Source organism: Streptomyces sp. NPDC058632 (genome assembly GCF_042717095.1).
Classification (GTDB): Bacteria; Actinomycetota; Actinomycetes; order Streptomycetales; family Streptomycetaceae; genus Streptomyces.
Map to the genome: position 1 here is coordinate 137,766 of NZ_JBHXQZ010000003.1, position 20,678 is coordinate 158,443.

General features: G+C 68.7%; 16 protein-coding genes and 4 pseudogenes. 9 read left to right on the forward strand and 11 right to left on the reverse strand.

The features are described from left to right. Positions 1–4 precede the first annotated feature (4 nt). The 3 genes from ACFWVE_RS02670 to ACFWVE_RS02680 all read right to left on the reverse strand — a co-directional run bounded on the left by ACFWVE_RS02670 (position 5) and on the right by ACFWVE_RS02680 (position 3,232). A complete protein-coding gene (locus tag ACFWVE_RS02670) occupies positions 5–844 on the reverse strand; it encodes a carbohydrate ABC transporter permease (protein ID WP_384007575.1) in 840 nt (279 codons plus the stop codon). Positions 845–908: 64 nt separating this feature from the next. Continuing rightward, positions 909–1,901: a carbohydrate ABC transporter permease gene (locus ACFWVE_RS02675; protein WP_384007541.1), complete on the reverse strand. Its 993-nt coding sequence runs from the start codon at positions 1,899–1,901 to the stop codon at positions 909–911. Positions 1,902–1,915: 14 nt separating this feature from the next. After that, positions 1,916–3,232, reverse strand: a complete 1,317-nt coding sequence (locus ACFWVE_RS02680; protein ID WP_384007543.1) for an ABC transporter substrate-binding protein — start codon at positions 3,230–3,232, stop codon at positions 1,916–1,918. A gap of 308 nt (positions 3,233–3,540) precedes the next feature. Here ACFWVE_RS02680 and ACFWVE_RS02685 point away from each other — a divergent pair, with 308 nt between their 5' ends. After that, positions 3,541–5,367 (forward strand): coagulation factor 5/8 type domain-containing protein, encoded by a 1,827-nt coding sequence (locus ACFWVE_RS02685; RefSeq protein WP_384007545.1) that lies wholly within the window; start codon positions 3,541–3,543, stop codon positions 5,365–5,367. 140 nt (positions 5,368–5,507) lie between these two features. Here ACFWVE_RS02685 and fusA read toward each other — a convergent pair whose 3' ends face one another. Both fusA and ACFWVE_RS02695 read right to left on the reverse strand, forming a co-directional pair. After that, complete coding sequence (fusA, locus tag ACFWVE_RS02690; RefSeq protein ID WP_384007547.1) at positions 5,508–7,628, reverse strand: elongation factor G; 2,121 nt, start codon at positions 7,626–7,628, stop codon at positions 5,508–5,510. A gap of 947 nt (positions 7,629–8,575) precedes the next feature. Continuing rightward, entirely contained in the window at positions 8,576–8,923 is a 348-nt protein-coding gene (locus ACFWVE_RS02695; RefSeq protein WP_384007549.1) for a hypothetical protein, read from the reverse strand. Positions 8,924–9,239: 316 nt separating this feature from the next. Between ACFWVE_RS02695 and ACFWVE_RS02700 the strand changes: the two genes are divergently transcribed. Further along, complete coding sequence (locus ACFWVE_RS02700; protein WP_384007550.1) at positions 9,240–10,490, forward strand: hypothetical protein; 1,251 nt, start codon at positions 9,240–9,242, stop codon at positions 10,488–10,490. A 64-nt stretch (positions 10,491–10,554) separates the two neighbouring features. Here ACFWVE_RS02700 and ACFWVE_RS02705 read toward each other — a convergent pair. Both ACFWVE_RS02705 and ACFWVE_RS02710 read right to left on the reverse strand, forming a co-directional pair. Next, positions 10,555–10,740: pseudogene (locus tag ACFWVE_RS02705) on the reverse strand (DUF397 domain-containing protein); the annotation flags it as partial. Between the two features lie 2 nt (positions 10,741–10,742). Then, positions 10,743–11,602, reverse strand: a pseudogene (locus ACFWVE_RS02710) (Scr1 family TA system antitoxin-like transcriptional regulator); the annotation flags it as partial. 239 nt (positions 11,603–11,841) lie between these two features. Between ACFWVE_RS02710 and ACFWVE_RS02715 the strand changes: the two are divergent. Together ACFWVE_RS02715 and ACFWVE_RS02720 are read left to right on the forward strand one after the other, a co-directional pair. After that, entirely contained in the window at positions 11,842–12,942 is a 1,101-nt protein-coding gene (locus ACFWVE_RS02715; RefSeq protein WP_384007552.1) for a hypothetical protein, read from the forward strand. Positions 12,943–13,019: 77 nt separating this feature from the next. Next, positions 13,020–13,649 carry a competence protein CoiA family protein gene (locus ACFWVE_RS02720; RefSeq protein WP_384007580.1) on the forward strand — a complete coding sequence of 210 codons (630 nt, stop codon included), beginning with the start codon at positions 13,020–13,022 and terminating at the stop codon, positions 13,647–13,649. A gap of 26 nt (positions 13,650–13,675) precedes the next feature. On the opposite strand, the pseudogene ACFWVE_RS02725 reads toward ACFWVE_RS02720, so the two are convergent. After that, positions 13,676–13,762: pseudogene (locus tag ACFWVE_RS02725) on the reverse strand (IS5/IS1182 family transposase); the annotation flags it as partial. 64 nt (positions 13,763–13,826) lie between these two features. Here ACFWVE_RS02725 and ACFWVE_RS02730 point away from each other — a divergent pair. Next, positions 13,827–14,240, forward strand: a complete 414-nt coding sequence (locus ACFWVE_RS02730) for a Tn3 family transposase (protein ID WP_384007553.1) — start codon at positions 13,827–13,829, stop codon at positions 14,238–14,240. A gap of 153 nt (positions 14,241–14,393) precedes the next feature. Here the strand turns inward: ACFWVE_RS02730 and ACFWVE_RS02735 are convergent, their stop codons facing one another. Together ACFWVE_RS02735 and ACFWVE_RS02740 are read right to left on the reverse strand one after the other, a co-directional pair. After that, positions 14,394–15,035, reverse strand: a complete 642-nt coding sequence (locus tag ACFWVE_RS02735) for a hypothetical protein (protein WP_384007555.1) — start codon at positions 15,033–15,035, stop codon at positions 14,394–14,396. A 27-nt stretch (positions 15,036–15,062) separates the two neighbouring features. Beyond that, the gene (locus ACFWVE_RS02740) at positions 15,063–15,203 is read right to left on the reverse strand and encodes a hypothetical protein (RefSeq protein ID WP_384007557.1); all 141 of its coding nucleotides are present in this window, start codon (positions 15,201–15,203) and stop codon (positions 15,063–15,065) included. Positions 15,204–15,252: 49 nt separating this feature from the next. Between ACFWVE_RS02740 and ACFWVE_RS02745 the strand changes: the two genes are divergently transcribed. Together ACFWVE_RS02745 and ACFWVE_RS02750 are read left to right on the forward strand one after the other, a co-directional pair. Next, complete coding sequence (locus tag ACFWVE_RS02745; RefSeq protein WP_384007577.1) at positions 15,253–15,615, forward strand: Tn3 family transposase; 363 nt, start codon at positions 15,253–15,255, stop codon at positions 15,613–15,615. Between the two features lie 220 nt (positions 15,616–15,835). Continuing rightward, positions 15,836–15,973 carry a hypothetical protein gene (locus ACFWVE_RS02750; RefSeq protein ID WP_211265292.1) on the forward strand — a complete coding sequence of 46 codons (138 nt, stop codon included), beginning with the start codon at positions 15,836–15,838 and terminating at the stop codon, positions 15,971–15,973. A gap of 63 nt (positions 15,974–16,036) precedes the next feature. Here the strand turns inward: ACFWVE_RS02750 and ACFWVE_RS02755 are convergent, their stop codons facing one another. Continuing rightward, the gene (locus ACFWVE_RS02755) at positions 16,037–16,906 is read right to left on the reverse strand and encodes a helix-turn-helix domain-containing protein (protein WP_384007559.1); all 870 of its coding nucleotides are present in this window, start codon (positions 16,904–16,906) and stop codon (positions 16,037–16,039) included. Positions 16,907–17,141: 235 nt separating this feature from the next. On the opposite strand from ACFWVE_RS02755, the gene ACFWVE_RS02760 reads away from it, so the two are divergent. Together ACFWVE_RS02760 and ACFWVE_RS02765 are read left to right on the forward strand one after the other, a co-directional pair. Beyond that, positions 17,142–18,059 carry an alpha/beta hydrolase gene (locus ACFWVE_RS02760; protein ID WP_384007560.1) on the forward strand — a complete coding sequence of 306 codons (918 nt, stop codon included), beginning with the start codon at positions 17,142–17,144 and terminating at the stop codon, positions 18,057–18,059. Positions 18,060–18,991: 932 nt separating this feature from the next. Beyond that, positions 18,992–19,936, forward strand: a pseudogene (locus ACFWVE_RS02765) (ISAs1 family transposase); the annotation flags it as partial. Positions 19,937–20,678: the final 742 nt, after the last annotated feature.

Here is a 20,678-nt window from a genome sequence, read left to right on the forward strand (position 1 = left end):
CCGGTCACTTGACGGCTCCTGCCGTCAGGCCGGCGACGAGGTAGCGCTGCAGCAGCAGGAAGCCGGCGACCACGGGGATGCTCACCACGAGCGAGGCCGCCATGATCTGGTTCCAGTACACGTCGTTGAGGGTGGAGTAACCCTGGAGTCCGACGGCGAGGGTGCGGGTGGTGTCGTTGGTCATCACCGACGCGAAGAGCACTTCGCCCCAGGCCGTCATGAAGGCGTAGACGGCGACCGCGACGATGCCGGGAATCGCGGCCGGCACGACGACCCGGAAGAGCGCGCCGAGCGGGCCGCAGCCGTCGACCAGCGCGGCCTCGTCGAGGTCGCGGGGCACCGAGTCGAAGTACCCGATCAGCATCCAGATGGAGAACGGGAGGGAGAACGTCAGATACGTCAGGATCAGGCCGCCGCGCGAGCCGAACAGGGCGATGCCCGTGGCGTTGCCGATGTTGACGTAGATGAGGAACAGCGGCAGGAGGAAGAGGATTCCGGGGAACATCTGCGTCGACAGCACGGTCACCGTGAAGACGCGCTTGCCGCGGAAGGTGTAGCGGCTCACCGCGTAGGCGGAGAAGACCGCGATCACCACCGAGCAGACGGTCGCCGCGCCCGCCACGATCAGCGAGTTCACGAAGTACCGGGCGAGCGGGACCGTGGACCAGATGTCGATGTACGGGCGGATGGTCACCTCGCTCGGCAGCCAGCGGAACTTACCGGTGACGTCCGCGAGCGGCTTCAGCGAGCTGGAGATCATGACGTACACCGGGACCATCACGAAGCCGGTGAGCAGGGTGAGGAAGATCCGCCTCGACCAGAGGAACGAGCGGGGCGGGGCCATGGGTGACGCCGGAGGGACCGAGGCCGCGGAGGTCGCCGGAGACACCCGGGTCGCCGTTGGTGAACTAGCCATGTGACGGCCTCCGTCGGCGCGAGGTGAGGACGAGGTACACGCCCGTCACGACGAGCAGGAACAGCAGGAGCAGGACGGACATCGCGGAGCCGGTGCCGAAGTTCCAGGTGACGAAGGACGCCTGGTAGATGTGGACCGAGATGAGGTCCGCGGCCTCCGGGGCGGTCTTGCCGAACAGGACGAACGGCGTGTTGAAGTCGTTGAACGTCCACAGGAACAGGACCAGCACCAGGACCTGGTTGACCGGGCGCAGCGACGGCAGGGTGATGCGGCGGGCCTGCTGGATCATCCCGGCGCCGTCGAGGGCGGCGGCCTCGTACAGCTCGCGGGGGATGTTCTGCAGGCCGGCCATGACGATGAGGAAGGCGAACGGCCAGCCCTTCCACACGGAGACGGTCAGCAGCGCGAAGAAGCTGTTGTCGCCGATGAGCCAGAAGGACGGCTTGTCGGTGAGGCCGAGCTGGTCGTGCAGGACGTGGTTCACCAGGCCGTTGTCGTGCTGGAACATGAACACCCAGGTGATGACGGCGGCGTAGACCGGCAGCGCGTACGGCACCAGGAACAGGGCGCGGAGCAGGCCGCGGCCGCGGAAGGTGTCCTGCATGTAGATCGCGGCGGCGGTGCCGACGAGCCAGCACAGGCCGACCGACAGCACGGTGAAGGCGATGGTGACGAAGAAGGAGTGGAGCAGGGCCGCGCCGACGGGGGCGTCGAAGTCCACCGCCACCTTGTAGTTGTCGAGGGCGGCCCACGGGGCGGTGCCCCAGTCGCGGATGTAGAACTGGGTGAGCTCCTTGAAGCTCATCACGATGCCGATCACCATCGGCACCAGGTGGACCAGGAGTTCGAGGAGCAGCGCGGGCAGGAGGAGCAGGTACGGCAGTCCGATGCGGCGAATCCGCCCGGGGCGGCGGCGGGGGCCGCGCGCCGCCCCGGGGGAACTCTTCCGCGCGGCGGCCTCTGCTGCGGGGGCAGTGGCGGTCATGGCGGTGTCGGGACTCACTTCTCGGGCATCTGCTGCTGGGCCTTGGTGAGGGCGGCCTCGACCGAGTCGGTGGTCACCTCGCGGCCGCCGGCGGCGTCGGCGAACAGGTCCTTGATCGCCGTTCCGACGGCGGTCTCGAACTGGGATTCGTCGGGGACCTGCGGGAGGGGCACGGCGCTCTCGGCGAGGGTGTCCTTCAGGACGGCGTTGGCCGGGGAGTTGAAGGCGGCGTCCTCCTGGGCGGCCTTGACCGGCGGGATGGAGCTGTAGGCCGTGTTGAGGATCTTCTGCTCCGCGTCGCTGGTCATGAACTTCACGAACTCGGTGGCGCCGTCGACGTTGTCGCTGTTCTTGAAGACGGCGAGGTTGATGCCGGCGACCATCGAGTTGACCTGCTTGCCGGCGCCCGGGGTGCCGGACTGCACGGGCACGGGGGCGATGCCGTAGGAATCGTCGCTCATGCCCTGCGACTTGAGGTTGGCGGACGCGGACTGCCACAGCAGCATCGCCGTCCTGCCCTTGGCGAAGTCGCTCACGGACTGGTTCTGGGCGTACTCGGCGTTGCCCGGGGCGATGATCTTGTCCTTGGCCATGAGGTCGACGTACTGCTTGACCGCGGTGACCGCGCCGTCGTTGGTGAAGTCGGGCGTGCCGTCGGCGGTGAAGAAGTCGGCGCCGTGCTGCTTGGCGAGGACGAAGGCGTGGTGGATGTTCTCGGAGGGGTTCGAACCCTCCATGGCTATCCCCCATTTGCCGTCCTTGGAGACCTTCTTGCCGGCGGCGACCAGCTCGTCCCAGGTGGCGGGGGGCGCGTCGACACCGGCGTCGGCGAGCATCTGCTTGTTGTAGTAGAGGGCGTACGCCATCGAGTACAGCGGGACCGCGGCCGGGTCCTGGCCCTCGGCGCCGGTGGAGCCGAGGGCGGAGTCGACGAAGCGGTCCCTGCCGCCGATCTTCTCGAAGTTCTTCGCGTCCCACGGCAGCAGCGCGCCGGTCGCCTGGAGCGAGGCGGACCAGGTGTTGCCGATGTTGAGCACGTCCGGGCCCTGACCGGAGGTGGTGGCGGTGAGGATCCGGTTCAGCAGGTCGGACCAGGGCACGACCTCCAGTTCGACCTTGATGCCGGTCTGCTTCTCGAACTTGTCCAGTTCGGGCTGGAGCACCTTTTTGTCGATCTCGACGCCGGCGCCCTGGTTGGAGGCCCAGTAGGTGAGTTCCCCGGGCGAGTCGTTGGATCCGCCGCCCGTGGTGGATCCGCCGCCGCAGGCCGTGGCGGAGAGTGCGAGAGACAGGATGACGGCGCCTGTGGCCGCGGCTCGGATGCTGCGCATGGCTCCTGATGTGCCTTTCCGCGAGGGCGGGGAGTGCGATGGAGGTGCAAGGAGTGCAAGGAGTGCAGGGGGTGCAGGGGGTGCAAGGAAACGCGAAGGGATGCAGGGAGGATGGAGTGGGGGCGACTCACGACTTAATTTAGGACGTGAGTTAAACCCTCGGAAGGGGCGCCGTCAAGGGTTTGGACGGAGTCACCCAACTCTCGCCGCACCCCTTGACTCATCTGTTCCACGGATGAACCATCAGCGGCGAGAGAGCGCTCCCACCTCCCCCACACCGTTCACTTCCTGAACCAGGAGAGCCGCCCATGACCTCCGACTCCCCCTCCGCCCAGCCGCCCGCCGACGGCCCCCGGGCTGCCGTCCGGCGCCGTGCCGTTCTCGGAGCCGCAGCCGCCGTACCCGTACTGGCCGCACTGACCACCACCACCGCCTCCGCCGCGCCGGCCGCCCCTGTCGCCGCGACGAAGCGCGGGAAGCGGCGCCGGCTGCGGGCCGGTGGCGATCTCGGCCCGAACGTGATCGTCTTCGACCCGTCGACGCCGGGCATCCAGGCGAAGCTGGACGAGGTGTTCGCCCGGCAGGAGTCGGACCAGTTCGGCCCGGGGCGCTACCAGTTCTTCTTCAAGCCGGGCACCTACCACGGGCTCAACGCCCAACTGGGCTTCTACACCTCGATCTCGGGCCTCGGCCTCTCCCCCGACGACACCACCATCAACGGCGACGTGACGGTCGACGCCGGCTGGTTCAACGGCAACGCCACGCAGAACTTCTGGCGTTCGGCGGAAAACCTCGCCCTCGTCCCGGTCAACGGCACCAACCGCTGGGCGGTCGCCCAGGCAGCCCCGTTCCGCCGGATGCACATCCGCGGCGGCCTCAACCTGGCGCCCGCCGGCTACGGCTGGGCCAGCGGCGGCTACATCGCCGACAGCCGGATCGACGGCGTGGTCGGCCCGTACTCGCAGCAGCAGTGGTACACCCGGGACAGTTCGGTCGGCGGGTGGACCAACGCCGTGTGGAACATGGTGTTCTCGGGTGTCGAGGGCGCACCCGCGCAGAGCTTCCCGGAGCCGCCGTACACCACGCTCGACCGGACGCCGCTCTCCCGCGAGAAGCCGTTCCTGTACCTGGACGGCGCCGACTACCGGGTGTTCCTGCCCGCGCTGCGCCGCGACGCACGCGGTGTCACCTGGGGCAACGGTACTCCGCGCGGCACTTCCCTGTCCCTGGACCGGTTCTACGTGGCGAAGCCCGGCGACTCCGCCGCCACCCTCAACCAGGCACTCGACCAGGGTCTCAACCTGCTCCTGACACCGGGCATCTACCACGTCGACCAGCCGGTCCGCGTCAAGCGGGCGGGCACCGTCGTCCTCGGTCTCGGCTACGCCACCCTGATCCCCGACAACGGCGCCACCGCCCTCCAGGTGGCCGACGTCGACGGCGTCCGGCTGGCCGGCTTCCTCGTCGACGCCGGGACGGTCAACTCCCGCACCCTGGTCGAGATCGGCCCCAGCGGCGCCTCCCGCGACCACTCGGCCAACCCGATCACCGTCCAGGACGTGTTCATCCGGATCGGCGGCGCTGGCCCCGGCAAGGCGACCACCAGCATGGTGATCAACGCCCGGCACACCATCGTCGACCACACCTGGGTCTGGCGCGCCGACCACGGCGAGGGCGTCGGCTGGGAGACCAACCGCTGCGACTACGGCGTCGTCGTCAACGGCCACGACGTCCTGGCCACCGGCCTGTTCGTGGAACACTTCAACAAGTACGACGTGCAGTGGAACGGCGAACGCGGGCGCACGGTCTTCTTCCAGAACGAGAAGGCGTACGACGCCCCCGACCAGGCCGCCATCCAGAACGGCTCGATCAAGGGTTACGCCGCGTACAAGGTCGGCGACCATGTCACCACCCACGAGGGCTGGGGCATGGGGAGTTACTGCTACTACAACGTCAACCCGACGATCGTGCAGCACCACGGCTTCGCCGCCCCGAACCGCCCGGGTGTCCGCTTCCACCACCTGCTGGTCGTGTCGCTCAGCGGCAACGGGCAGTACGAGTGCGTCATCAACGACACCGGCGCGCCGACATCGGGCACGAACACCGTGCCGTCGAAGGTGGTGTCCTACCCCTGATCCCGGCGTCCGGAGTCCGATGCCCGCCTCGACCGACGCCGGCGGTCACGGCGGGCACCGGTGTGACGCCGGTGGCGGGTCCTCCCGGGGTGAGTGACCGGGAGGACCCGCCGTTCGTACGGGCCGGCCGTACGTGCCGGCTACCGCGCGGAAGCGGGCGACGGCTCCGCCGCCGGCGCCGGGGTGTAGCCGGTGGGGCGGGTGGTGAAGGTGCCGCGGCCCTGGGTGCGGCTGCGCAACCGGGTCGCGTAGCCGAACAGTTCGGCCAGCGGCACGGTGGCGGTGACCGTCGTGGTGACGGCCGTACCGCTCGTCCGGGTGTCCGAACCGGTCACCCTTCCGCGGCGGGCGGCCAGATCCCCGAGCACCCCGCCCACCGCGTCCTCGGGCACGGTGACGGTGACCTCGACCACCGGTTCCAGCAGCACCATCGCGCAGGTGCGCAGGGCGTCCCGCAGACCGAACCGGCCCGCGGTGCGGAACGCCGTGTCCGACGAGTCCTTCACATGGGTCGCCCCGTCGGTGAGCGTGACGCGCAGACCGGTCACCGGATGCCCGCCCAACGGCCCCTCGGCCAGGGCGTCCCGGCAGCCGGCCTCGACCGCACGGACGTACTCCTGCGGCACGCGCCCGCCGACGACGGCAGAGCGGAACTCGAAACCGGACCCGGTCCCGGACCCGGCGGAGGCCAGGGTGTCCAGCGGCTCGACGTCGAGCACGACATGGGCGAACTGCCCCGCCCCGCCGTCCTGTTTGACGTGCCGGTACACGAACCCGGACACCCCGCGCCCGACGGTCTCCCGGTGACTCACCCGGGGACGACCGACGTTGACGCCGAGCCCGTGCTCGCGCCGGATCTTCTCCACCGCGACCTCCAGATGCAGCTCACCCATGCCGGACAGCACCGTCTGACCGGTCTCCGGGTCGGTCCGCGCCACCAGCGAGGGGTCCTCCTCGACGAGCCGCGCGAGGGCCGACGCCAGACGCCCGGTGTCCGTGCCCCGGAGCGCCTCGAGCGCGACGGACACGACGGGCTCGGCGACCCCCGGAGGTTCCAGCACCAGCGGGGCGGACGGCGCGCACAGGGTGGAGCCGGCACGGGCCGACTTCAGCCCGACCACGGCGACGATGTCCCCGGCGACCGCCCGCTCCAGCGGGGCGTGCCGGTCGGCCCGGACCCGCAGGATGCGTCCGATGCGCTCGGTGCGGCGTGCGGTCGCGTCCCACACGGTGTCTCCCTTCTCGATCGTTCCCGAGTACAGGCGCAGGTAGGTCAGCCGCCCGGTGGCCGTGGCGTTCACCTTGAACGCGAGGGCCGCGAGGGGCGCCGCCGGGTCGGCGGGACGCTCCCGCTCACCGCTGTCATCCTGCTCACCGCCGCCGTCGTCGTACGTCCCGCGTACGGGCGGCACGTCGAGCGGCGACGGCAGGTAGGCGAGGACGGCGTCGAGCAGCGGTTCGACCCCGCGGTTGCGGTAGGCCGAGCCGCACAGCACGACGATTCCCTCACCGCTGTGGGTCAGGTCGCGCAGGACGGAGGTGAGAGTACGGGTGCTGAGCGCGCCCGTGTCGCAGAACTCCTCCAGCGCGGCCGCGTGCAGCTCTGCGACGGCTTCCTCGAGGAGCCGTCGCCGACGGTGGGCCTCCTCTCGCAGGTCGTCCGGTACGGGGCCTTCGTGGGCGGCCGTCGCACCGTCGCCCTCGGCCCAGGTCAGGGCACGCAGACGCACCAGGTCGACGACGCCGGTGAAGGCGTCCTCGGCACCGATGGGCAGCTGCACGACCAACGGCACCGGGTGCAGTCGCTCACGGATCGAGGCGACGGCGGCGTCCAGCTCGGCACCGGCACGGTCCATCTTGTTGACGAACGCGATACGCGGCACCCCGTGCCGGTCGGCCTGCCGCCACACCGACTCGCTCTGCGGCTCCACCCCGGCGACCGCGTCGAACACCGCGACCGCACCGTCGAGGACACGCAGCGAACGCTCGACCTCGTCGGCGAAGTCGACGTGCCCCGGGGTGTCGATGAGGTTGATGCGGTGACCGTCCCAGGCACAGCTGACGGCAGCGGCGAAGATCGTGATGCCCCGGTCGCGCTCCTGCGGGTCGAAGTCGGTGACGGTGGTGCCGTCGTGCACCTCGCCCCGCTTGTGCGTGGTACCGGTCGCATACAGGATCCGCTCGGTGACGGTGGTCTTGCCCGCGTCGACGTGGGCGAGGATGCCGAGGTTGCGGACGGTGGCGAGGGAGTTGGTGTGCATGGGGCCGCGCATGGCCTGTGGCCTTTCGGTGCTCTGTGACAGGGCAGCGCGATTGCGGGACGGGACGAACGGTGTGCGGACAGGTGGGCAGGCGAACACCCTGGACGTGCGTGAACGCGTCCAAGCCCCAAACCGTCAGCTGTGTCGTCCCGTCACGACATCCGGCGCCGGCCGCGCAGCGGGCACCGGACGGACGAAGACACCAGGATCACCATGGACCGCGAGGAGGACCAGCAGGACCGGGACCGGGGAGCGACAGCAGCGGCGCGGACACGCACGGCCGGACTCCCCTCACTGGTCACGGATGCGCGGACCCGGTACGAGGGGCCGCGCTTGCTGATGGTCGAGTGTAGGGAGGGGTGGGAGGACGAGGCCACGGCTTTTCCAGCGACGGGCGACGTAGCCCCGGCCGACGAGTTCCGCTCCGGGACACGTCAGCCGGCCGGGTCGGGGGAAGGCCGGGTCGGGGGAAGGCCGGCTCGTGACGCAACCGTTCCCGCTCGGAGTCCCCCAGGGCGAGGTTCCGCACGCTTTCCGCGAAGACGCGTTCCGGTACGACACCGTCCACGGCCGCACTCCGCAACTGCGTCAGCAGCTCACCGAGCGCCGCGCGCAGACCGGACGATCCACTGCCGTCCGCAGAGCACCGCACCATGTGCCCCTCCCCACCATTTCCACCCCAACGCTGAAGTAAACCTGTTGATGATGTCAACAGATCTATCGCTACCGCTTCACCAACCCTTCGTGTACGGTGGCGCCTACTGCCGTTTGCCCCCTGTCACGATGAGTGGGCGCAGCGACACGTGAGGGGGTTCCCGTCCACCCGGGTAGGGCAGGACGCGGGAACGTGCACGAGGGACGGAGGAGCGAGGGGCAGTGAGCCAGGAGTTGGTCGACGGCAGGTTCCGCATCGGACAGGTCATCGGCAGGGGCAACATGGGGGAGGTTCACCGCGCCGAGGACCTGCACGCCCCGGAGGGCACCCCCGAGCGCGCCGTGGCCGTCAAGACGATCCTGCGCCGCCGCACGGGCTCGCAGATCGACACCGGTGGCGACACCAAGGCCGTGCAGCGCTTCTCCCGCGAGGTGCGCATCACGCGCAGGCTGCGCCATCCCAACCTGACCCGTCTCGTGGCGGGCGGCATCGACGAGCAGGCGGCGGCCTGCCGTACCTGGCCATGGAGTTCCTGGACGGCGAGACGCTGCGCGACCTCATCGAGGAGGAGTCCCAGCTGCCCGTCTCCTGGGCCGCCCCGATCGGCGCCCAGATCGCGGCCGGCCTCACCGCCTCCCATAAGGACTACCGCTCCTTCACCGAGGGCGGCACCGTCATCTGTGACGACCGGATCTCGGACTTCGTGGAGAGGGATCTCGACGAGAAGTCGCAGGGAACTCCCTCGTCGACGGCGAGAACTACGCCTCCACCCTCACCCCGCCTCCCGGCCGGAGCCCCCGACACCCCGCCTGACCGAGCTTGTATCCCAGGGCGACGATGCCGCACTTCGATTAAGACACCCGCAAGGTCCAGACGGCGGTCACTGGCCTGCCCGGTGACCGCCGCGCGCACCCCGACTACTTCCCACTGCGATAAAGCCACTTCAGGAGCAGGCGATGGACAACGAGATCCAGCTGATCAGTGACGGTGACGGATTGGCGGTCATCGGGAACGCGACGGACGTCGAACGCTTCCTCGCCTCGGAGGGACTGCCGTCGAAGGACCTCGGAGCGCAACGGCTCAAGTCCGTCTTCGGCACCGGGGCTGCGGTCGCGCAGGCGGGTTCGGACATTGCCGCCAACTCCGGTCGCTGGGTGAAGCTGACCAGGGAGTCCGCGGAGCGTGTCAAGAAGTTCGGGCTGATGGAAAGCAAGACGCCAGGCGTCAGCCATGCGATGGTGGGGAAACCCGGCTCGATCAAGAATTGGCTCCAGATAGAGAAGGGGGCCGGCTCGTTCCTGACCAGCCCGGCACGTCTGGCTGGTGCCGCAGGGCTCATGGCACAGCTCTCGATGCAGCAGACCATGGACGAGATCACCGACTACCTCGCCACGATCGACGAGAAGGTCGACGACGTGCTCCGCGCCCAGAAGGATGCTGTGCTGTCCCGCATGATCGGAACGGACCTCGTGATCGAGGAGACCATGACCATCCGAGAGCAGGTGGGCCGAGTCTCCGAGGTCACGTGGTCGAAGGTGCAGACCGCGCCGACGACGATCGCGGAGACACAGGCATACGCATTGCGTCAACTCGACGCTTTCACAGAGAAGTTGGAAAGCAAGCCCAAGATCGGTGATCTCGTCACGACGGTCAGGGAAGTCGAGCCCAAGGTTCGGGAGTGGCTCGCTGTTCTGGCTCGCTGCTTCCAACTGCAGGACGCCGTCGCCGTGCTCGAACTCGACCGAGTGCTGGACGCGCATCCGGATCAGCTGGACCAACATCGCCTCGGGCTTCGGGCTGCCCGACAGAACCGGCTGGATCTCATCTCACGAAGCACTGAGCGTCTGGTGGCCCGGATGAACGCGGCTGCCGACGCGGCCAACGCGAAGGTGTTGCTGCACCCGACCAGGTCCCCGGTCGTGGTCCAGTCGAGCAGCCATGTGGTGACCGGCGTCCATGACTTCCACGCACGGCTCGGGATCGAGTCCGGTCACCAGTCGTCGGAGGCGAGACGATGGGTGGAAGCGGCGGCGGAGGTGAAGGACAAGGCCCTTGATACAGGAGCGAAGGGCGTAAGTGTTGCCAGAAGCTTCAGCAACGAGACGCTAGACCGGGCCAACTCGGCCAAGGGCAGGCTCTCCAACGAGATCGCCGAGCGAGCGCGCCGCCTGCGCGGGGACGAAAAGCAACGCGACGCGGAAGGCTGAGTGAGCGTCGACCGCCCACACCGTGGGGCGAGCCATCAACCGCCCGCCCCACGGCCGGCCCCCGTCAGTCCCGCGCCGCCGCGAAGCCCACGAAGCGCGCCCAGCTCTCACACCCCACGGCGAACGGCTGTCGTGCCACGTCCTTGGAGTCCCGTACGCAGATGGCCTGTTCAGTGACGGCGACCTCAACGCAGTTGTCACCAGCCGTGCCGCTGTAACTGGACTTGAACCAGGCCGGTTCCGTGCTGCTCGTAGCTCTCCTCTGATCCGCTCCAGCAGGCCCACGGAGTCGTGAGGGGTGAGGGCCTGTGCGCGGAGCGTTGCATACCTCCGGTGGAGGACAGCAGCCTGCTTCGGATCAGCGATCAATCGACCGCTCTCCTGCCCTTCGGAGTACGCCAAGGATCTCCCCTCCGGAGTCTCCAGCAATGCCAAAGGGCCGTCCAGACCCGCATGAGACATAGTTCGGGTAGGCATGACCTGCACGGATACGTTGCGGAGCCTGGCGAGATCCAAGATGTGGTCCAACTGGTCGCGCAGCGCTTCCTCCCCTCCGAGAGGGCGCCACACGATGCACTCCTCCACTACGAAGCTGAAGCAGGTATTGGGTAGTTCCCGGATGAGTCCCTGTCGTTCCATCCGGGCGGTCACCTGCGCCTCCATCTGCTCGTCGGACAGGGGCGGAATACGGGTCTCGAAGACCGCACGTGCGTACCCCTCTGACTGCAACAACCCCGGCACCAACCGGCACTCATAGGTACCGAGACTCACCGCCGTGCGCTCCAGCCGAGCCCACCGCCGGAACCAAGCCGCCAGCCCCGCCTCCCCCGTGTCAGGAACCGCGCCGAGTGCCGAAGCGCCCCCGTGTTCCCCAGCGCCTCCTCCGCCCGCTCGACGAATGACGCGTCCGGCATGCGCCGCCCCGACTCCACCGACTCCACCGTGTGCTTGGAGAACCGCACCAGTTCCCCGAACTGCGCCCGGCTCAGCCCCGCGTGCTCGCGCAGCGCCTGGACGACCGCCCCGAACGTCCGCAGACTGTCCGACGGATCCGGCTCCCGTTCCGCCTCGCAGGCCGCCGTCTCGCCGCCCACACCCGCGCCACCTGCCATACGCGCCCACCTCCGCTTGCCTCTGTACGTCGTCCGTCGGCCCCACGATCGACAGAAGCCCAGCTTGACGGATCCGACGACGCACCGTCCACGGAATGTGCCCGTACGCTTACGCAGCGTACGGAACCGATCGCTCGCGTAACACCACCGCAGTCACGGCTGTTGAACGCCGTGCCCCCCTGACATGAGTCAAGGCCCAACCCGACCCACACCGAACACCAGAGAACAAGAGAGCACCTGTGAACCCGTACAACACCACTCCACCCCCGTCCCGGCCCTGGTGGAAGACCACACCCGCCCTGCTCGGTCTCCTCGCCCTCGTGGCCCTGCTCAGCGCGGTGAGCCTCGGGCTCGGCTTCCTCGTGATGATCGCCGCCATGGTGGCGGTGTGGGTCCTGCCCGCATGGCGCTGGTACGCCAGACTCGGCGCCACGTTCGGTGCCTTCTTCCTGATGCTGATCAGCGCGGGCATGAGCGGGCAGCTCGACGACAGCGGGCCGGACAAGTCCGAAGTCAGTGCACAGGACACGGACGACAAGGGCACCAAAACCACTCCGTCCCCCACCACCGCAAAGGCCCCCGAGCTCACCGACTACACGGGCAAGGCCCTCGCCGAGGCGGAGAAGGGAGCCCGTGCGGCCGGATTCATGCCCACGCGTCATGACGCATCCCCGGAGGACCGCACGATCATCGTGCGGTCGGCGTGGACGGTGTGTTTCCAGCAGGCCGACACCGCCGCGCAGTCCGTCGTCTTCGCCGCCGTGAAGGACGGCGAGCCCTGTCCCACGAAGGACGGCGGCCCGCTCCTGTGGCCGACGATGCCGGATGTCGTCGGCGACACCTACAACACGGCGGTCGAGGCACTGGACCGGGCCGGCATCGCCCTCGACAGCGTCACGCTCGACGACGTCTACCTCGACATCGACGCACCCACGGCCGAGGAGGCCGCCGAGGAGGGCGACGAGTGGCGGGTGTGTTTCCAACGTCCCGACGAGGACGGCGAAGTCACCTCCACCACCACGGTCCACCTCGACCTGGGCCACTGGACCGACGCCCACCTCGTCCAGGAGTGCCCGTCGAAGAAGGACACGACGTACAAGATCCCCGCCAACGACCCCGACTATGACGACGGCAACGACAGCGACGACACCGGCACCACCGGGGGCGGCGGTTCGGCCGGCGGCGACTCCTCGTCGTCCGACGGCGGCAGCAACAACGTCGGCACCGTGCACCCCGGTTCCTACTGCTCCCCGCCCGGCGCCACCGGCGTGACCAAGGCAGGAACCCCCATGGTCTGCGGCCCCGGCTCCGACGGCCGCAACCGCTGGCGCTCCTCCTGACCTGTTCCACCCCACCCGCTGCGCATCTCGCAGAGAATGAACCCCTCACAGCCCGCTGACCGCTGCCCGGAGAGGCGATGCCTTCACACGAGGACGACACACGCAAGGTCCAAACAGCGGTCACCGGCCGGCCGGGATCGGATCAGCCGGTGTTCCTGCCGTTCGGCCACGACGACTTCGACGGGTTCATGCGGGGCCGGAGCCGTGACGACTTCTACTGCGGCATTCTGCTGGGCGGCTGCGGCAAGAAACTGACCGCGAAGCGGTACCTCCACAAGAAGTGCCATTTCGCGCGCCGGCCACCCGTTCACTGCCGCCGTACCCAGACCGGCGAGGACAGCGCCGACCACCTCCACATCGGTCAGGCACTCCAGCGCTGGCTGCACCGGCAGGGGCACCAGAAGGTCAACGTGTCGTACCCGGACCTCGGCTCGGGACCGGGTGGAGCCGTGGAGGTCCGTTTTGATTCCGGCACACGGCTCGTCCGGGTGCAGATGGACCGTATGTCCCTCAACCAATGGGAGGCGATACGGGCACAGCTCGCCGACAGGAACGTGCGCGCCCAGTGGGCCTGCGGGCCGAACAGCGGGATCGCGCACAATGAAGCGAAGGCGGAGGGACGTGCCTCCGCTTCACCTGTCGTACCGAGGGCGGGACGCGCAAGGTCTACGTCGGTGCCCAGCACCCTGACCACAGGGTCGAACTGACCACGCTGGACGAGTGTCACCTGACGGACGATGGCAATGTGGATCACGGCTTCGGAGCGAGTGGGCAGGGTTTCGTAGTCGCGGACCAGTCGGCGGTGCAGCATGAGCCAGCCAGTTGGGTCGGCCGCGCGGTGAGGTGCTCGCCGTGGACGAGTCCTGTTCCGCGCGGACTCCCACATGGAGGGCTTTGCCACCAGCCTGTGCGCGGTGCTGCTGTCGGAGGCGTGCAACGTCGGGTTCACCCCGGTCATCAAGCCGGGCGTCCCGGCGCTCACCCGTGGCCGTCTGGTCCAGGTCGACCAGGGTTACTTCCGGGCGGAGAACATCTCGGCGGCGAACGGCCTGTTCATCGAGGCCCAGGCGAAGATCGACGTCGTACGGGCGTGGGGCGGCGGCCTGGTCGCCTCCGCCGACGGCGTACGGTTCACAGTCCCTGTCCAGACCCTGTACGCGGGTTCGAACCCGCGCTATTTCGGTCTGCGGCACAAGGGCGCAACGTGGTTGAACGTCGTAAACGACCAGGTGATGGGCCTGCGAAGGCTGCGCGACCCGAACAGCGACGACGAGACGGACGACGGCGAGGACGAATGACCGCGCGCCGTACAGTCGAAAGCGGTCCGGCCCGGAGTCACCACCTATGACTCCGTGCCGGACCGCCGGGTACGGCCTTGGGAACCGTATCGGTGAGATTGATCTTGAACGGTGAGGCGGTTACTCCCGTCTCCGTAGTGGGACTGACGTCTGTCAGGTCACCCGGCGGCGGATCCACCAGGCGCAGAACCCGGTCAGGGTCAGTGCGAGGCCGAGGTAGAGGCCGGTCTCGGCCCATGGGAGTGTCCAGAAGTTCCCGGCGGGCTGGTAGGTGACCTGTTGTCGGTAGCCGGCCTTGGTGAGTGCGGTGGCGCAGTCCGACATGGACGGGCAGTCGATGAACGACGCGGGCAGGGCGGCCGGTTGGCCGGAGGCGTTGACGGTCTGTTCGGACAGGATCCAGGCACCCGGCTGGCCGAAGTCCACCTCGCGCACGGCGTCGATGCCGATGTTCACCGGCTTGGCCTCGGTGAACGACAGGGTCGCATCGACGGACGAGGCCAGATGGGGCCGGACCCACAGTGGCACGGCGATCTGCACGGCTGCGTACGCGGCGAGGGTGGCGGCCATCGCGGGCACGGTGCGGCGGATGAGCACACCAAGGGTGACGCCGAGGATGAAGGCGAAGACGGCATAGCCGATCGGGACGATGCCGCGCCCGCCGAAGACCAGGGGATCGATGCGCGGGTAGAAGGGGCCCGCGCCGGTTCCGCCGCTGCTGACGGCCTGGTCGATCGGGCCGCTCCACCAGGTCACCGCGAGGGTGGCCAGGGCGGCGGCGGTCATGGTGGCCACGCCGGTGAGGGTGAGTTTGGTGGCGAGTCAGCGGGTCCGGGTGATGCTCTGGTTCCACGCCAGGCGCTGCGTGCCGGTCTCCGGCTCACGGGTGATCAGAGGTGCGCCCCAGAATGTACCGATGACGGCCGGCACGAGCAGGACGACCGCGAGGCCGAGGTAGTACACGGCCCGCTACCTGCGGCTTCGCGACCTTCAGCGGGAGATCGAGGAGGGCCTGAACGTCATGGAGTCCTCCAACGGCGCCAACTCCGTGATCGCCTACGGCAAGGGCGGGGAGATCGCCTCGAACCGGCGCGACGAGCAGGAGATGTTCGTCCTGTGCCTGCGCATCCTGCAATCCGCCCTGGTCTACGTGAACACCCTGATGCTCCAGGACATCCTCGGCGAACCGGAGTGGACGGACATCCTCACCCCCGCCGACCGGCGTGGCCCGACCCCGCTGTTCTGGTCCCACGTCCGGCCCTACGGTGACGTGAACCTCGACATGGACACCCGCCTCAACCTCGCTGCGGCGGCCGTTCCGCGGCCCCGGGCCGCGGACAGCGAGGCCGCCCGATCCGCCATGGAGAACGCATGAACCTGCTCCACTACAGGCACGGGGCCGGGCCGGCCGGCATCTCGCCCGGCGTGATCCTGACACGTGGCTGCCCCAGGCCTGCGCCTGGGCAACGTTCCTGGTCTCGCCCGCCTGGTGGCGGCTTCCCGACGAAGACCGTGACGCCCTCCGCTCCGGTGTCGAACCCGCCTACTGGACCAACCGGCAGGTCCGCCGCAGCGGCCTGTGCCTGTCCTGCTGGATGCGCGAAAGCAAGCCCGACATCCTGGCCTGCGACGGTGGCGGAATGCGCCCCACCGAGGGTCGGCGGGACGAGGCCGTGCACGTCGCGGCGATCCGCTTCGACGGCCTGCGCTTCGGTGCGCCCAACGCACGGTGAGTGACCTTCCCGGAGGCCCGTGTCGGGCTGAACAGCCTGCCGGCCCCGGAACCAGGCGAGCCTCTAACGGTCCGCAATCGGGTGGTCGGCGGCTTGCGCGGCCCACGAGGCGAGGATGCGCAGACGGTCGTGGCTGGGTGTGCCGGGCTCGGCGGTCAGGGTGATGAGCTGCTGGTCGGGGTCGTCGGTGGAGGTGAGGAAGGACCAGTCGAGGGTGAGCGGGCCGACAACCGGATGGTTCAGCGTTTTCGTGCCTGATCCCTGGGTGGCGACACGGTGGGCGCCCCACCAGCGCCGGAAGTCGGGGTCCTGAAGCGACAGCTCGCCCACCAGTTCGGCCAGCCGCGGATCTTTCGGATCGCGGGCGGCTTCCATGCGCAGCTGCGCCAGGGTCATCTGCGCTGCCCACTCCCAGTCCGGGTACAGCGCTCTGATGGCCGGTTCGCAGAAGACCAGCCGTACAAAGTTGCGCTTCTTCTCCGGTATCCGCGCGAAGTCGGTGAACAGGGCGGCCGCCATGGCATTCCAGGCGAGGATGTCCGTGCGGCGGCCCAGGACGACGGCCGGCGTGGTGGAGAGGTCATCCAGGAGGCGCTGCAGCTGCGGCTGGACCTTCTGTGTGGTGCGCCGACGCGGCCGGGCGGCGTCTCGACCAGACAGTTCGAACATGTAGGCACGTTCACCGTCGTCGAGCCGGAGGACACGCGCGAGGGTGTCCAGCACCGGTTCGGAAGCCTGGCGGCGGCCCTGTTCCAGGCGCGTGTAGTAGTCGGGGCTGATCGACGCCAGCAAGGCCACCTCCTCGCGGCGCAGGCCCTTGACCCTGCGCCTGCCGGCCGAATCAGGCAGCCCCACTTCGGCCGGGCTCAGCTCTGTGCGCCGCGCCTTCAGGAAGGCTCCCAGTTCGCTGTCGTGGGCGTTGCTGCTGCTCATAGGTACAAGTCTTACAGCCCGCCGGGCCTGTGACAGTGGGCCTGCCGTGTCCCAGGACCGCGGTGTCCGGGGACAGAAGAAGCCCCTTACCCGCCCACATACCGCGTGCGAGTGTCGGTGACGTGGCCGGCGGACGGACCGCCCCGAGGACGAAGGCGACGACGGAGGTCCTGCCGGAGGAATCCGCGCCGTCGCGGTCACAGCACTTTTTCACCTGCGCCAGGAGACACAGACCGTGAAGACCAGCGTCACCTTCCCCAGCAACGATCTCGCCCTCGCCGGGATTCTCTTCACCCCCGACGGCTACGTCGACGGCCGACTGCCGGCCGTCGCCATCTCCCATCCGGGAGGCGGCGTGAAGGAGCAGAGCCCGAGCATCTACGCCGAGCGCCTGGCCCGGGCCGGATTCGCCGCGCTCGTCTTCGACGCCGCGTACCAGGGCGAGAGCGAGGGCGAGCCGCGCGGCATGGAGAACCCTTTCCAGCGCGCCGAGGACATCAAGTCCGCCGTGACCTACCTGACCACCCGTAACGACATTGACCCGGACCGTATCGGCGCTCTGGGGATCTGCGCGTCCGGCGGTTACGTCCCCTACGCCGCGCAGACCGACCACCGCATCAAGGCCGTCGCCACGGTCAGCGCCGTGGACCTCGGGTCAGTGTTCCGTGAGGGACTGGGCCGCACGCAGGACCCGGCGATCCTTCAGGCCATGCTCGACCAGGCCGGTGCGGCGCGCACCGCGGAAGCACGCGGCGCAAACCCGCAGCTGGCGGCATGGATCCCCGACAACGCTGAGGAGCTGCTGGAGACCGAAACCAGGCAGTTCCGGGAGACGTTCGAGTTCTACTGCACCCCGCGTGGCTACCACCCCCGAGCGGTCCAGGGATGGGTACTGCGTAGCGTCGACCAGCTCGCCCAGTACGACTCGTACGCGATGATCGAGCTGATCTCGCCCCGCCCCCTGCTGATGATCGCCGGCTTCAAGGCGGAGAGCGCCTACTTCAGCCGGGAAGCGATCGAGCAGGCGGCCGAGCCCAAGGAGTTGTTCGTCATCGACGGCGCCACCCACATAGACCTGTACGACAAGGACGAATACGTCGCCCCCGCCGTCGCCAAGCTCACCGAGTTCTTCGGCAAGCACCTGGCCGAGTGACTACCCGCCACTTCGGACCCACGGGCAGCAGAGGCAGCCACAGGCCTGCATCCTCTCTCTGTCGACGCCCCAAGGCTTCGGCGTAGTCGCGTGCTGTCCGGTTCACGCGGATTTGCCACATGGCTTCGAGTGAGTCTGTTGGCCCCACGGGAACGACTGGTCGGGGGCCGTTCACCTGGCGGTGGGTGTGGGATTCGAACTCACGGTGACATCGCTGCCACGACGGTTTTCAAGATTGTCACCGTGAGCGGGCCGCATCGCGCGCCCCAATGATGAGAGTCTGCGCCTCCATGACCACATCACGGAGGCGTCCCGGCCGAACGCCTTCGCGTGCCATCCACTCATCGAGGCGGGGATGGAGGTATCTGACCGCCCACGGCCCGGGGCGCCTCAACATTGAGCGGCTGACCGAGATCTCTTCCTGGATCTCCCGACGCAGCTCGTCTGTCCAACCCTGCTCGCGATCAGCGCTTCCCAGCGGAGTTTTCAGGGCGGCCACGGCCTCGCCGAGGGACTCTCGCAGATCCATGGGCTCTCCAATCTAAGCATCCCGACTCGTGAGCTATCGCGCCTCCCGGTTCTAGCGGCACCGACGTTGGCGTACAGCAGCGGAGTACCGCAACCACAGCAACCCTCCCCGTCCGCCACTGGTGATCTCCGAGTGGAGTCGCCCGTGGAACGGACATCGCCCCAGCGCCATGGGCTGTAGCGAGCGACATCACCCGGCGAATCTCAGTAGTCCTCTGCAGAAACCGACGGTCGACCAGGGTCTTCGCTCTGCCGGGTTGACGGCTCGGCGAGAGGACAGGCACGGGCTTCCAAGATCATGGAGTTCTCTACGCCCCGTGCCCTGCCTGGAAGACCGTGCCTGCCGACGCATCATTGCTGATCCCACCTGCCCTTGACCAGCTCCGCGAGCGGCCCCAGGGGAGGTGCCAGGTCTGCTGGAACGGCTGGCCGAGGTACCAGATCCTCGCGATCCGCGCGGGGTTCGACACGCCCTGGCCGTCGTGCTCGCGCTGGCCGCGTGTGCGGTGTTGGCCGGGGCAACCTCACTGCTGGCGGTCGGTGAGGGGATCGCGGACGCACCACCGCAGGTGCTGGAACAGCTCGGCGTGCAGCCTGATCCGGTACTGCCGCGGCGGCTGGTGCCGGCGGAGGCGACGGTCCGCCGGCTGCTGGCCCGCATCGACGGCGACGCGCTGGACCGGGCCGTGGGCGGCCGGCTCGCCGACCGCCGCCCCGAGAGCTCCGGATTGCGCGGACTGTCAGTGGACGGGAAGAGCCTGCGCGGCGCGGCCAAGGCCCGCGGCCGCAAAGTCCACCTGCTCGCCGCCCTGGAGCACACGTCCGGCTTGGTCCTGGCCCAGCTCGACGTGGGCGAGAAGACCGGCGAGACCACCTGCTTCCAGCCACTGTTGGACACTGTCGCCGACCTGGCCGAAACCGTGGTCACCAGCGACGCGCTCCACACCCAGCGCGAGCATGCCGGATACCTCCTGGGCCGCCGGGCCCACTACATCGCGATCGTCAAAGGCAACCAGAAGAAGCTGCGCAAGCAGCTCAAGTCCATGCCCTGGAAGGAAATTCCGCTCCAGGGCCGCACCCGGGGCAGCGGCCACGGCAGCTCCGAGATCCGCCGGATCAAGGTCGCCACCGTCAGCAACCTGCTCTTCCCCGGCGCCCGTCAAGCGGTCCAAATCAAGCGCCGCCGCACCGACCGCAAGACCGGCAAGGCCACCATCGCCACCATCTATGCGGTCACCAGCCTGACCGCCGAGCAGGCCACCCCGCTCCAGCTCGCGAAACTGATCCGCGACCACTGGAAGATCGAGGCCCTGCACCACGTCCGCGACACCACCTTCGCCGAGGACGCCTCACAGCTGCGGACCGGGAACGCTCCCCGGGCCATGGCGACCTGGCGCAACCTCGCCATAGGCGCCCTCCGGCTGGGTGGTGTCAAGAACATCGCCGCCGCCCTCCGCCACAACGCACGCGACGCCCGCCGCCCTCTCACGATCCTCGGCCTCGCATGATCACAAAACGGATGTCAGCCGACTACGACGAAGCCCTGGATCACCGGGCCGCACGGGATGAGCTATCCACAGGCCGCGCAGATCATCACCGCGCAGACCGACAGACAGGTTCGGGTGGAGCGTATTACGGACGAGGAACAGGCTGCCGCCTACCGTGCCTCCGGAATGCCGACGGAGTTCGCTGACGCCCTGCCGCCGTCGAGCGCGGAATCAAGGAGGGACGCGAAGACCAGGTCAGCACTGCGGTGCTCGAACTGACCGGCCGTCCGCCGCGCGCCTTTGCCGAATTCGTCTCTGAACACGCGTACGAGTGGACGCAGTAGTGCCTGAACAGTAGCGATGTGCGGTCGAGTAGGAACCACGCAGAGAGTGCAGCTTGGCGTCACATGATTTGACGCTCCATCGGATTGGAGGCGGCCTGCCTGCGCCTGCCGCAATAAATGCCGGATTTACTGCGGCAGTGCCGGGAGGGCGGGGCGGACGTGACGATCGAACCGGTGACCGAACTCGGAAGCGGGGGCGCGCTCCGGCTGCCGCGCGCCCGGTTGGTGCCCCTGTCCGCCCGCCCTCGTCGTACACCGCG